Here is a 12,732-nt window from a genome sequence, read left to right on the forward strand (position 1 = left end):
GCGCGCTTTTGTTTGTAGTTTTGATTATCTTTTCTAAGCTGGAAAAGGAGATTTTATAGTGAACCTCTCCCCTTTTCTTGGTTTTGAAGCAACGGCTTGTTGTAGCCGCGTCTGGTTGCACGCGGCGCTAAATGCGATCCAAGCCGAAGCACGACGGTCGGCGGATACACATTTATTACGTTTGGATTTGCCTAGCCCTCATAAGATCACGCTTTATTTGAAGGATGAATCATCTCATCCTACCGGTAGTCTTAAACATCGGTTGGCGCGTTCACTTTTTCTATATGCCTTGTGTAACGGTAAAATAGGCCCCAAAACTACAGTCATTGAAGCTTCTAGTGGTTCAACTGCGGTCTCAGAAGCTTACTTCGCCAATTTGATTGGTGTGCCCTTTATTGCGGTAGTTCCACGTACTACTTCGCCTGAAAAATTGACAGCTATTGCCGCCTATGGCGGACAGGTGCATCTCGTGGATGATCCCAAATCCGTCTATTCTGTAGCGCAAGCCTTGGCGCAAGAATTGGGCGGTTATTATATGGATCAATTCACTTATGCTGAACGGGCTACTGATTGGCGTGGCAATAATAATATTGCTGAGTCGATTTTTGAGCAAATGGCTCAAGAAGCATATCCTATTCCTGATTGGATCGTTGCAAGTGCTGGTACAGGAGGAACATCAGCTACTTTAGGGCGCTATATCCGTTACCGCCAATATACAACGCGTTTATGTGTGGCTGATCCTGAAGGGTCGGTGTTCCATCGTCATTATGCTGACTCAAGTATTCATGAGGTTTCTCATTGTACATCCTGTATTGAGGGGATCGGCCGTGCGCGGGTTGAGCCTTCTTTTTTGCCTGCGGTTATTGATCGTATGATCGCCGTGCCAGATACGGCAAGTTTAGCGGCTATGCGAGTCATAAGTAACATTTTAGGGCGTGGCTGCGGGGGGTCGACGGGTACTAATATCTGGGCAGCTGCGCAACTGATTTCTGATATGATGCGCCAAGGGCAAGAGGGGGCTGTGGTTGCATTAATCTGCGATGGAGGCGAGCGCTATGCCTCTACTTATTTCAACGATGCTTGGCTTTTAGAAAAGGGCTTTAACATTCAAGACAACGTTACGCAACTTGAGCGCCTTTTTCAAATGGGTAAGCCTTTTTAAATTTCATTCGAAGCCTTAAGCGCTTGCTCCAGGCGCGGAAGTAGGTCTTTGTGATAAAGCTCAAGGTTTAAAGGGCCTATATGTTTATAAAGGATGCGCCCATCTTTACTGATTAGAAATGTCTCAGGCGGACCATAGACTCCCCAATCAATGGCGATGATGCCATGTGGGTCTGAGCCGATTGCGGTAAACGGGTTGCCAAAAACTTTTAAAAATTTTCGCGCGTTGTCAATGTTATCCTTGTAATTCACCCCGATGAGGTGGAAGCGCTTGTCTTGTGCAATGGCCATCAAGGTTGCGTGCTCTTCTCGGCAAGGAGAACACCAAGAGCCCCAGAAATTTACGAGGAGAACTTGGCCTTTTAAAGATTGTATATCGAAATCGCCATGGGTAAAAAGGTATGGAAAAGGCGTTTGTGGTGCTGTTTTTCCTGCTAAAGCGTTAGGTACGAGGCTTGGGTCTTGGCCTTGGTTGACTATCATTTGATAAGTAACGAAGCCAATAAAGGCAAGAAAAATCAATAGGGGGGCAAAGAGAGTGCCCTTGAAACTCGGACGCGGGGCGGAAGGCTCAGGATGGTTATTCTGCATTGGATTTCTCTTGCATTGGTAAGTTTCGCAAGCGTCGTTTTTGACGGCGTTGCTCCCATAAAAGCCAAGAAATGAGTATTGCTAAGATAAGGGCTGTAAGCCCATAGGCTAAGACGGTGATGTGCTCTTGGCTCAAGCCGGTTTGAGAAAAAAGTTGTTGAAGATCCATTACGCGCTCCCTTGATGGCGGTTCTTTCTGGCAAAGGAGATCTGCCATTGTATGATTTTTCGGCGGCGGATTTCATTCCCCATACTGATAAGTTGAAGGGTAATGAAGAGAAGCGTAAATCCTAGTGCCATAACCATCAATGGCCAAAGCATAGTGGGGTCGATACTTGGTCCTTGCCAGCGGAAAATGGAAGCAGGCTGGTGCAATGTATTCCACCAATCAACGGAGAATTTGATGATCGGAAGATTAATACAGCCCACAAGCGTAAAAATAGCGCAAGCGATTCCTGCTTTTTTGTGCTCATTAAAAGCGTGGCGTAAAGTAATGGTGCCTAAATAAATAAGGAACAGAATAAAAACAGAGGTGAGGCGTGCATCCCATTCCCACCACGTACCCCAAGTAGGTCGTCCCCATAGACTACCTGTTAATAGGACAAGGCCTGTAAATGTAGCGCCCAAAGGAGCCGCACACTTGATCCATATATCTGCGAGTACGTGGCGCCATACTATCACACCAAAGGCGCTTACCCCCATTAGTGCATAACAGAACATAGAAAGCCAAGCAAAGGGCACGTGCAGATACATGATGCGCACCGTCACCCCTTGTTGATAATCATCGGGGGAGTGGGCAACCATATAGAGCCCAATGCTTAAAACGACCAAGGCTAGGAGAGCAAAGAGGGGAATGAGGGGCGCGGTTTGCGATAAAAATTGATCAGGGTTGACCAAAAAGAACCACCATTTTCTTGAAGAGTTTTTGGTGCTGGTCGTTTGCCTATTAGACATTGATGTTTTCCATTTCCATTATAGATAAGGTTCTATTTTATCGTACTCATGCTGTGCTGAGAGGGGCCTATTTTTAAGTAAGATATTTGAGAGCTAAAGCAGAACTGGTCGGGCCAAGAATGGCAAAAAATAAAGAAAGCGCTAATAAGAAAGAAAGAGCTGTGTTGGAAATTTGGTCGTTTACATGGGCGGTAGCGATACCAAAAATCAGCACAGGGATAATGAGGGGAAGGGTGAGAATGGCAATAAGCATCCCCCCTTGTGGGAGCGAAACGGAAAGGGCTGCACCTAGCGTGCCGATAAAGGTGATGGCTGGGGTGCCGCAAAGAAGGCCTATTAGAATGGAGATAATCACGTTCAGATTAAGATGAAGAGTGAGGGCTAAAATTGGCATGATTATGATCAGGGGAAGGATTAGTGCAATCCAATGAGCAAGGGCTTTGGCGAAAACTAGGAGAGCCAAGTTAGAGAAGGGGGTGAGGATAAATTGTTCAAGGCTGCCATCTTCGTGGTCATTTTGAAAGAGGCTATCAAGGCTTAATAGATTGGCTAATAAAACCCCCGCCCAAAGCATGCCGGGCGCGATTTTATTGAGCAATTGGGGCGCAGGCCCTACTGAAAAGGGGGTGAGGATGATTAGCGCGATAAAGAAGATGATGCCTGTGAATAAATGGTGATTACTACGCCAGGCTAAGGTAAGATCACGCCAAAAAATCGCTCGCATCACCGTCTCCTTCTTCTGCTGCATGCGGGGCAAAACCATGCAGATTTATATAGTCATGGGGGGTAAAGGGTAAGGCGATATGGCTTGCAATGAGAGCCATACCACCTTGAGATAGGTGGGCTTTAAGAATGGTACCAAAGAAGGTCGTCGCCTTTGTATCCAGCCCAGAAGTGGGCTCATCTAAAATCCACAAAGGCCTATAGGCTAATAAAAGACGCGCTAAGCCTAATCGGCGTTTTTGCCCTGTGGATAGAGCACGGAAAGGAAGATCTGCGAGAGGAGCAAGATCCATTGCGTTTAAGATGTTTTGGGCATTCGCGGCAGGTACCTCTAAAAAACGCGCCCAAAAGCGTAAGTTTTCTAGAGTGTTTAACGAACCTTTCATGGTGTTTTCAACGCTTATATAGTGGCAAATCGATGCGAGGGGGTGGGTTTCGCCCTCTTTTGTTGCGTGGATATATCCACAAGCGGGGGGGCGAAGGCCCGCAATGATTCGTAAAAGAGTAGACTTTCCTACGCCGTTTGCACCCGTAACTTGCAGACATTTCTGAGGTTTTAGGTCAAAAGAGAGCTGATGGAATATCAGCTCATCCCCCGCTTGTCCTGCAAGATTTTGCACCGTTATGTGCATTATTTTACCTCTATATGGTATATGGTACGAAATCTAGTGTTTCGCTTTGGTTTAAGCTTATAATTTCCTTACGTGGCTCTAGATCTAAGGCGATCTTTTACATAGTCTATGTAGGGTGTATAGCTGTATTATAAAGACTTTGATGGTTTCCAAAGTCAATCTACACAGAATTAATTTTATGCTAAGAATATTTTCTTGGTGCTTTTATATGGTAAGATCTTACTATTTTGTTACATATTTTATCTTTTAGATGAGGTAAGGCTAGCGTTTTTTTCTGATTCAGTCTAGAAGAGTTCAAAAAAAAATTCTATAAGCTCTTAAGATACATCAGCGGTCGGTGTAGAATGAATTTTAGGATCGGCCTTCACATTAAGGCCTAAATTTAGGAACGGACAGCGGAAATGACTGCACCCGCTCTCTTCTCCGCCCTTGATTTGCGGTGGAGGGCTGTTCTGGAGGAAGCTCGCAGTATAAGGACAAACACTCGTGTCGCATATTGATAGTTTTAAATGCCGCAAAACTTTGCATATTGGCCAAAAAGAATATATTTATTATAGCCTAACGGAAGCGGAAAAAAATGGCCTTGAGGGGGTTTCTTCTTTACCTTTTTCGATGAAGGTTCTGCTTGAAAATCTTTTGCGTTCGGAAGACGGGCGTACGGTTAAAAAAGGCGATATTAGCAATATCGCCAAATGGCTTAAAGATAAGGGACAGGCTGGAGCTGAGATTGCTTATAGGCCTGCTCGTGTTTTAATGCAGGATTTCACGGGGGTGCCTGCGGTCGTTGACTTGGCAGCTATGCGTGATGCTATGGTTAAATTAGGGGGAGACGCGCAAAGGATTAATCCGTTGGTGCCGGTTGATTTGGTGATTGACCATTCGGTAATTGTGGATGATTTTGGAAATCCTTTGGCTTTTCAGCATAATGTTGACCTTGAGTATCAGCGCAATGGCGAGCGGTATCGCTTTTTAAAATGGGGTCAGCAAGCTTTCAAAAATTTTCGTGTGGTGCCTCCTGGTACGGGCATTTGTCATCAAGTTAATTTGGAATATCTTGCGCAATGCGTTTGGACGGATGAACGAGACGGCGTCTTGACCGCTTACCCTGATACGTGTGTAGGAACAGATTCCCATACCACTATGGTAAACGGGCTGGGCGTTTTGGGCTGGGGCGTGGGGGGTATTGAAGCGGAAGCAGCAATGCTAGGTCAGCCTATTTCAATGCTTCTGCCCGAAGTGATTGGTTTCCGTTTGTCTGGCCGACTTAAGGAAGGGGTTACTGCTACAGATTTAGTTTTGACAGTTACCCAAATGTTGCGAGCAAAGGGTGTAGTTGGAAAATTTGTTGAATTTTTTGGTCCTGGCCTTGACTATATGACTTTGGCTGATCGAGCTACAATCGCTAATATGGGTCCTGAATATGGTGCAACTTGTGGCTTTTTTCCTATCGATAACGAGACTATTCGTTACTTGCATATGACAGGCCGCGATGAAGAGCGAATCGCCCTCGTTGAGGCCTACGCTAAGGCTCAAGGTTTGTGGCGCGATCCAGCAACACCCGAGGCAGTGTTTAGTGATGTCATTACCCTAGATATAGGAGAGGTGGTGCCCTCTATGGCGGGTCCTAAACGGCCAGAAGGGCGTTTGCCGCTTGAAACGGTAGCGGAAGGGTTTAAAACCGCTCTTGTTAGTGATTATAAGAAAACCAGTGCCCAAGATAGGCGCTACAAGGTGGCGGACGAGGATTATGCAATTGGTCATGGGGATGTAGTCATTGCTGCTATTACTTCTTGCACTAATACGTCTAATCCGAGCGTTTTAATTGCTGCGGGGCTTTTGGCGCGCAATGCTGTGGCGAGAGGATTAAAAACGAAGCCGTGGGTTAAGACATCGCTCGCACCAGGCTCGCAAGTGGTAGCGGCTTATTTAGAGAAAGCGGGCTTGCAGAAAGATCTCGATGCTTTAGGTTTTAACATCGTGGGGTTTGGATGTACCACCTGTATTGGCAATTCGGGACCTTTACCAGCATCAATTTCTAAAACCATTAATGAAAATGGCTTGATTGCAGCAGCTGTCCTTTCGGGGAACCGTAATTTCGAGGGGCGGGTCTCGCCTGATGTTCAAGCTAATTATCTTGCTTCACCACCTCTGGTGGTGGCTCATGCTTTGGCTGGAACGGTGTGCAAAGATCTTACCCGCGAGCCTTTGGGCGAAGGGTTCGATGGTAAGCCAGTTTACCTGCGGGATATTTGGCCTAGTAGCAAAGAGATCCAAGAACTTATTGCGCAAAACGTCACTCGTAAGATTTTCAGCGAAAAATACGCTGATGTCTTTAAGGGAGATGCGCGTTGGCAAGCTGTTCAAGTGTCAGCGGGTTCTACTTATGTTTGGGATGATAGTTCAACTTATGTGCGTAATCCGCCTTATTTTGATGCTATGCCAAAAGTACCAACTTCTTTGGAAGATATTAGCGAAGCAAGGATTTTGGGATTGTTTGGTGATAAAATCACTACCGACCATATATCTCCTGCGGGTTCTATTAAACGCGACTCCCCTGCTGGGGATTATCTAATTAGTCGTGGAGTTTTGCCTGCTGATTTCAACCAATATGGCACGCGGCGCGGCAATCATGAAGTTATGATGCGTGGTACTTTTGCCAATATTCGGATTCGCAATTTCATGCTGGGAGAAAATGGCCGTGAGGGTGGCTATACGATCCATTATCCCTCGGGCGAAGAGCAATCAATTTATGATGCAGCTATGCGTTATCAAGCAGAAAACACGCCTTTGGTAGTGTTTGCGGGGATTGAGTATGGCAATGGGTCTTCTCGAGATTGGGCAGCTAAGGGCACGAACCTCTTAGGCGTAAGAGCGGTAATTGCTCAATCATTTGAGCGAATCCATCGTTCAAACCTTGTAGGTATGGGGATTATTCCTTTTGTTTTTACCGATGGCCAAAGCTGGAAGAGCTTAGGCTTGAGGGGAGATGAACGGGTTGATATTCTTGGCATTAATGCCCTTAAACCCCGTGAACTCATTAAAGCAACCGTTCATTATGCCGATGGACGCCAGCGGGATGTCACGCTTTTATGCTGTGTTGATACATTGGATGAGCTTGAATATCTTCATAATGGTGGTATTTTACCTTATGTTTTACGCGCCCTTGTCTAAAGGATTTAAAGAATTGCGCCTATAGGCGTATTTTCTTTTCTGTTTTGTCGTGTGCCCTGTTTATTTTTGCGGGGTGCGTGGATCGAGAGTGTCTATTGCAATATGAGAAATTCATTGACGCAAAGCGATAAAATACGCTATATAGCGGCAAATTTGTGCTTTAAACTCTGGTTTTAGAGCTGTGTTTAGGGTTTTTAGTTTCGGCGTGGCCGAGAGGGAAAGAGAGAGATTATGGCGAATACACCTTCTGCCAAAAAAGCGGCGCGTAAGATTGTTGCCCGCACTGAAGTGAATAGCGCCCGTCGTTCGCGGGTTCGTACTTTTATTCGCAAGTTTGATGATGCTATCGCTGGTAGTGATAAAGAAGCAGCTCATTTGGCTTTTAAAGGGGTCGAACCAGAAATTATGCGTGCAGTTAGCAAAGGTGTGTGGCACAAAAATACCGCGGCGCGCAAAGTAGCGCGCTTAGCAAAGCGCTTAAAAGCTCTTTCAGCTTAATTAAGCTCTCAGTTTTTTAGACGAACTTTGATAAAGCCGCTCTTTAGGGCGGCTTTTTTGCGTAGTATCATAGTGTTTTTAGCATCACGCGCTTTTGCGAATCGCCTTAGGGCTATCGCGTTTCTTTCACGTGTTTAGCTATATATTTGGGCTCTTACGTTTTCTATGATTCTCGTTTTTGCCTTTAGTCTGATTTATCCAGCTTGGCGATTCTAGCTTTTACTTGATGCATCTTTGTCTTAAAGTGAGAAAAAAAAGCCAAAAAAGCCGCTTAAATTTTTCTCTTACAATAAAAATATTAAATATTTCATATGGTTAATAAAATACCCTCCATTTTTTCTTTCATTGATTCTTGTATTTTGTGTCAAGGATTTTTTTTAATTTTTTTTTAAGGAGTACAGTAAAGCGGAATCATTAGGCTCCTCAAAGAAAAAAGCTTGTTGAATCAATCTTGTTACAAAAGACCATCTTATTGCGCGGGTGCGGTTTAGACTTTATGTCTTGCTGTAGGGCAATTTTGGAGGGCTTGCAATCGGCGCAAGAGGTTTTGTATGATCACAAAAGGGAATAGCGCACTGGCTTCAGAAAAGCATCGCCCTATAGATATAGATATATAATTTTGAAAGGGGGGCTTTTGAGTTTTGCTTTTCAGCATGGGCTGGATGTGTACGTCAAGGCGTTATGCTTAAAGGAGAGTTAGAAAGTCTCTTGCCTTATAGTTTTGAGGGTAACTGGTTTGTACGATTATTTGTATCTAGAGAGGGGCGTGAACGAATTATGGGTTGAGTTTGTAAGATCGCCAGGTCTTACATATTAAAGTCCTTAATAATTGAGCATTCGAACTAGGGGTTGTCGGGCGGATCTTATGAATCAATGCAAGTTTGACTGTGGCATTTGATATGCCAGCAGGGAGGTTTTTTTTGGGTTACGCGCTCAAGGCGTGCGGAATTTGGATTTACGAAGGGAAGATGAGACCGCGTGTCTTATCTAAAAAATAGATGGTCTTTGGAGAAAATCAGTGGTCGTGTCAGCAATAGAAAAGGCGGTGCCTATGGAGGCAAATATTGACAAGGCTATGCTTGATCAAAATCAGCAATCGCTTATAGAAGAAGGGCGAGCGGCTTTTGGTCGTGTGATGGCGCAGGTGAAGGCTCAAGTAGGAACAGAAGCTTATTCCAGCTGGTTTGGGCGTTTGCAATTGTGTGAATATGGTCGCGCTGTTGTAAAATTATCGGTACCAACGGCTTTTTTGCGCTCTTGGATTAATAATCATTATATGGCTCTTTTAAGCGCTTTATGGAACCAAGAAAATCCAAGCCTTTTGCGTGTTGAGCTTTTGGTGCGCACTAATAAGCAAAGCGTGAAAAACGCAAGCAATGCAGGAAACGCCGTAAGCGCTCCGCTAGCCGATGATGCAAAGGCCATAACTGGGAAAACGCGCGCATCGATGCTAGCTAATTCCCCTATTGTAGCGCATCTTCCTAGGTCTTCTTATGGGCGTGGTGCAGATGAGCGGTTAGTGACAGGCTCACCTTTAGATGCGCGTTATAATTTTGATAGTTTTGTGGAAGGCGCGCCAAATCGGGTAGCCTTGGCGGCCGCGCGGGCGGTAGCAGAGAATCATAAGACAGCGCGTCGTTTTAACCCGCTTTTTATTCATGCATCCGTAGGTCTTGGTAAAACCCATTTATTACAGTCGATCGCCGCGGCTGCTCTGGCACGTGATGTGCCCGCGCGAGTTCTTTATTTAACGGCAGAATATTTTATGTGGCGTTTTGCTACCGCTATTCGTGATAATGATGCTTTGGCGTTTAAGGAACAATTGCGTGATATTGATTTGTTGATCATTGACGACATGCAATTTTTGCAAGGAAAATCAATCCAGAATGAATTTTGTCATCTGTTGAATATGCTTTTAGATGGCGCTAAGCAGGTAGTAGTAGCGGCTGATCGCCCGCCTGCAGAGTTGGAATCTTTGGATTTACGGGTGCGCTCGCGTTTGGCTTGTGGAGTTGCTTTGGAAATTGAGGCTCCTGATTATGATATGCGCCTTAAAATGCTTCGTCAGCGCCTTGTTGTGGCTCAACAAGAGGATAAAACTATTGCTATTGAGGACGAGGTATTAGAACATGTAGCGCGCACTATTTCTGGTAGTGGGCGCGACCTTGAAGGGGCATTTAATCAATTATTGTTTCGGCAGTCGTTCGAGGCCAACTTATCAGTGGGGCGGGTTGATGAATTATTGGGGCATCTCACGCCTACGCATGCTAAAAAGCGGATTCGTATTGAAGAAATTCAGCGGATTGTGGCGCGCCATTATAACATTTCCAAGCAGGATCTGCTCTCAGCGCGCCGTACCCGTACTATTGTAAAACCGCGCCAGGTGGCTATGTATTTGGCAAAGGTATTAACACCGCGTTCTTTGCCCGAAATTGGTCGCCGTTTTGGTGGCCGTGACCATACAACAGTCTTACACGCGGTTCGCAAAATTGAGGGCTTAGTGGGGGGCGACCAATATTTTGTCAAAGAGTTGGAATTATTAAAAAGGATGATAGGCGAACAGGCAGCTTAGTGATCATATAAGGTACTGTTGCAGGAAGCGGTATCATGTCAGCAGAGCGATGAGGCGGGGCTTTGATCCTTTGGAAAATCATGCTAGAGAAGCCCTAAGCTTATAAGTTTTAAGGGGTTAAAGCCTTTCAGATTGAGATGGGTAGTAAGATGCGGATTATTGTTGATCGTAGTCAATTTTTGAAATCATTGGGGCACGTGCATCGCGTAGTAGAGCGGCGCAATACGATTCCAATTCTTGCGAATATCTTGATTAATGCCCGAAATAATCAGGTAGAACTCAAGGCAACAGATCTTGATTTAGAGGTTACGGAGATAACTACCGCATCAATTGAAAAGGCGGGAGGGACTACGGTACCCGCACAATTGCTTTATGATATTATGCGTAAATTGCCTGAAGGCAGTCAAGTGGCATTGTGCTTGGAAGATGATGGAAAAGCCATGGCGGCTGTGGCAGGCCATGCTAATTTTCGCCTTCAGGCTTTGCCAATCGATGATTTTCCGCAAACAAAATCTGTAGATTTCAGCCATAGTTTTTTGGTGCCCGCCGCGGGTTTAAAACGCTTGCTAGACGCTACGCATTTTGCCATTTCTACCGAAGAAACACGCTATTATTTAACGGGCATTTATTTTCATGTTGTCGAAGAAGAAGGTAGGACATATTTGCGTATGGTGGCCGCCGATGGGCACCGTTTAGCACAAGCGCAAATTGAAGCACCCATAGGCAGTGAAGGCATGAAGGGCGTGATTATTCCACGCAAAACTGTCCATGAGTTACAAAAATTACTGGGAGAAGAAGGTGATAGCGATGTACGTATTGACCTTTCGGAGGGAACGATTCGTCTGCATGTTGGGGCAGTTATTTTAGTTTCTAAGCTGATTGATGGGACTTTCCCTGAGTATCAAAAAATCATTCCTATAAGCAATAGTAAAGAAATGGTCATTGACCGGCAGAGCTTGGTGGCGGCAGTGGATCGAGTGGCAATTCTTGCAAGTGATCGAGGCCGTGCAATCAAGTTAAGTCTAACCTCTGGTCAATTGCGCTTGTTAGTTGATAATCCTGAATCCGGGCATGCGGAAGATCAATTACCCGTTGAATATACGGATGCTGCCTTTGATATTGGCTTTAATTCGCGCTATTTATTGGATATTATTATGCAGTTGAGCGGGGACGAAGCCGTCTTTTCTTTTGGGGAGCCGATGGCTCCTTGCCTTATTCGTGGTAAGGATAGTTTGCAAGCACTTTATGTTTTAATGCCGATGCGCATATAGGAGGCTATTTTGCGGCATCCTTATGGAGCTCCTGCGCGGGTGGGCGTCTATTCTTTAAAACTATCTGCCTATCGTAATTATCCAAGTTTTGCAGTTGAGTTTACTGGCCGCCATGTAGTGTTTACTGGACATAATGGAGCTGGAAAGACTAATCTATTAGAGGCTTTGTCGTTTTTGGCGCCTGGGCGTGGCCTGCGTCGCGTCCCCTATGCTGATCTTATCGCCCACGGCACCACAGGGCCAGCCACAATTTTTGCCCGCCTTCAAAGCCCTCTTTATGATGAGGTAAATTTAGGGGTTGCTTGGCAAAATGACGAGGCGAGCCGTATTGTTCGTATTAATGGTGCATCCTCATCGGTTGATGGTTTAGCTGATTATTGCCGCATTATCTCTCTGACCCCAGCTATGGATGGCCTTTTTACTGGGCCGGCAAGTGAGCGTCGTCGCTTTCTCGATCGGTTGGTTTATACGGTAGATCCACAGCATGGGCGGAGGGTGGCTGATTATGAAAAAGCTATGCGGGCTCGTAATCGACTGTTCCGTGAGAGGAAAGGTGATGCACGCTGGTTTGAAGGGATTGAAGTGCAAATCGCTACTTTAGGTGTAGCAATTGCGGCGGCGCGTTTAGATTTATGGCGTCATTTTGATCAATTGTTGAAAAACTTACCCTACAGTGAAGCTTTTCCGCGTGTGTCCTTGCGCCTTGAAGGAGAGTTGGAATCGGCGCTTACTACAGCACCAGCCCTTGAAGTGGAGGAGGCTTTTATGCACCGATTGGCACGTGAGCGACACTTAGAAGGGTTTTATGGGAGCGTTATGCAAGGCCCCCATCGTAGTGATTTATTGGTCTATTATGCTGATAAAAATATGCCCGCGGCCCATTGTTCAACAGGAGAGCAAAAGGCACTATTGACGGGGTTAATTTTAGCTTACGCGGTATTAATTGAGAATTTGGTGGGGTTTACGCCTTTATTGTTGCTTGATGAGGTTGCTGCCCATTTTGACCCTTCACGCCGAGTGGCTTTGTTTACTGTGTTGGATGAATTGGGCGCGCAAGCTTTTATGACGGGAACAGATCCCTACTTATTTGGTGCCCTTGAAGGGCAGGCTGATTTTTTTGAGATCAAGGCTGGCGAAGCCTTGGCGCGGTGATAGAAAG

General features: G+C 45.5%; 11 protein-coding genes. 6 read left to right on the top strand and 5 right to left on the bottom strand.

Annotated features, from left to right (window positions below; translation table 11 throughout):
* Positions 1–58 precede the first annotated feature (58 nt).
* On the top strand, positions 59–1,162 hold the full coding sequence (locus ACK28X_RS10865; RefSeq protein ID WP_412058971.1) for a PLP-dependent cysteine synthase family protein: 1,104 nt from the start codon (positions 59–61) through the stop codon (positions 1,160–1,162).
* On the opposite strand, the gene ACK28X_RS10870 is transcribed toward ACK28X_RS10865, so the two are convergent.
* The 5 genes from ACK28X_RS10870 to ccmA form a co-directional block, all read right to left on the bottom strand.
* Positions 1,159–1,752: a DsbE family thiol:disulfide interchange protein gene (locus ACK28X_RS10870; protein WP_412058972.1), complete on the bottom strand. Its 594-nt coding sequence runs from the start codon at positions 1,750–1,752 to the stop codon at positions 1,159–1,161. The genes ACK28X_RS10865 and ACK28X_RS10870 overlap by 4 nt on opposite strands.
* On the bottom strand, positions 1,742–1,921 hold the full coding sequence (gene ccmD / locus ACK28X_RS10875) for a heme exporter protein CcmD (protein ID WP_412058973.1): 180 nt from the start codon (positions 1,919–1,921) through the stop codon (positions 1,742–1,744). The genes ACK28X_RS10870 and ccmD overlap by 11 nt, the downstream gene beginning before the upstream one ends.
* Entirely contained in the window at positions 1,921–2,706 is a 786-nt protein-coding gene (locus ACK28X_RS10880; protein WP_412058974.1) for a heme ABC transporter permease, read from the bottom strand. Before ACK28X_RS10880 ends, ccmD begins: the two co-directional genes overlap by 1 nt.
* Positions 2,707–2,779: 73 nt before the next feature.
* Entirely contained in the window at positions 2,780–3,454 is a 675-nt protein-coding gene (ccmB, locus tag ACK28X_RS10885; RefSeq protein WP_412058975.1) for a heme exporter protein CcmB, read from the bottom strand.
* Complete coding sequence (gene ccmA, locus ACK28X_RS10890) at positions 3,408–4,061, bottom strand: heme ABC exporter ATP-binding protein CcmA (protein WP_412058976.1); 654 nt, start codon at positions 4,059–4,061, stop codon at positions 3,408–3,410. Before ccmA ends, ccmB begins: the two co-directional genes overlap by 47 nt.
* Before the next feature lie 486 nt (positions 4,062–4,547).
* Here ccmA and acnA point away from each other — a divergent pair, with 486 nt between their 5' ends.
* From acnA to recF, 5 genes are all read left to right on the top strand, one after another.
* On the top strand, positions 4,548–7,232 hold the full coding sequence (gene acnA, locus ACK28X_RS10895; RefSeq protein ID WP_412058977.1) for an aconitate hydratase AcnA: 2,685 nt from the start codon (positions 4,548–4,550) through the stop codon (positions 7,230–7,232).
* A 231-nt stretch (positions 7,233–7,463) separates the two neighbouring features.
* Positions 7,464–7,730: a 30S ribosomal protein S20 gene (gene rpsT / locus ACK28X_RS10900; RefSeq protein WP_412058978.1), complete on the top strand. Its 267-nt coding sequence runs from the start codon at positions 7,464–7,466 to the stop codon at positions 7,728–7,730.
* 1,051 nt (positions 7,731–8,781) lie between these two features.
* The gene (gene dnaA, locus ACK28X_RS10905) at positions 8,782–10,302 is read left to right on the top strand and encodes a chromosomal replication initiator protein DnaA (protein WP_412058979.1); all 1,521 of its coding nucleotides are present in this window, start codon (positions 8,782–8,784) and stop codon (positions 10,300–10,302) included.
* A gap of 149 nt (positions 10,303–10,451) precedes the next feature.
* Positions 10,452–11,573: a DNA polymerase III subunit beta gene (gene dnaN, locus ACK28X_RS10910; RefSeq protein ID WP_412058980.1), complete on the top strand. Its 1,122-nt coding sequence runs from the start codon at positions 10,452–10,454 to the stop codon at positions 11,571–11,573.
* 9 nt (positions 11,574–11,582) lie between these two features.
* Complete coding sequence (gene recF, locus ACK28X_RS10915; RefSeq protein WP_412058981.1) at positions 11,583–12,725, top strand: DNA replication/repair protein RecF; 1,143 nt, start codon at positions 11,583–11,585, stop codon at positions 12,723–12,725.
* The last annotated feature ends 7 nt before the right edge of the window (positions 12,726–12,732 follow it).

It is taken from the genome of Bartonella sp. DGB2, assembly GCF_046843095.1.
Lineage (GTDB): Bacteria > Pseudomonadota > Alphaproteobacteria > Rhizobiales > Rhizobiaceae > Bartonella.

Excerpts from the sequence above, each read along its gene's own strand:
- ccmB (WP_412058975.1), bottom strand. The coding sequence starts at position 3,454 with ATGCAGCAGAAGAAGGAGACGGTGATGCGAGCGATTTTTTGGCGTGAT.
- ccmA (WP_412058976.1), bottom strand. The coding sequence starts at position 4,061 with ATGCACATAACGGTGCAAAATCTTGCAGGACAAGCGGGGGATGAGCTG.
- dnaA (WP_412058979.1), top strand. The coding sequence starts at position 8,782 with ATGGAGGCAAATATTGACAAGGCTATGCTTGATCAAAATCAGCAATCG.
- ACK28X_RS10870 (WP_412058972.1), bottom strand. The coding sequence starts at position 1,752 with ATGCAGAATAACCATCCTGAGCCTTCCGCCCCGCGTCCGAGTTTCAAG.
- dnaN (WP_412058980.1), top strand. The coding sequence starts at position 10,452 with ATGCGGATTATTGTTGATCGTAGTCAATTTTTGAAATCATTGGGGCAC.
- rpsT (WP_412058978.1), top strand. The coding sequence starts at position 7,464 with ATGGCGAATACACCTTCTGCCAAAAAAGCGGCGCGTAAGATTGTTGCC.
- ccmD (WP_412058973.1), bottom strand. The coding sequence starts at position 1,921 with ATGGATCTTCAACAACTTTTTTCTCAAACCGGCTTGAGCCAAGAGCAC.
- ACK28X_RS10880 (WP_412058974.1), bottom strand. The coding sequence starts at position 2,706 with ATGTCTAATAGGCAAACGACCAGCACCAAAAACTCTTCAAGAAAATGG.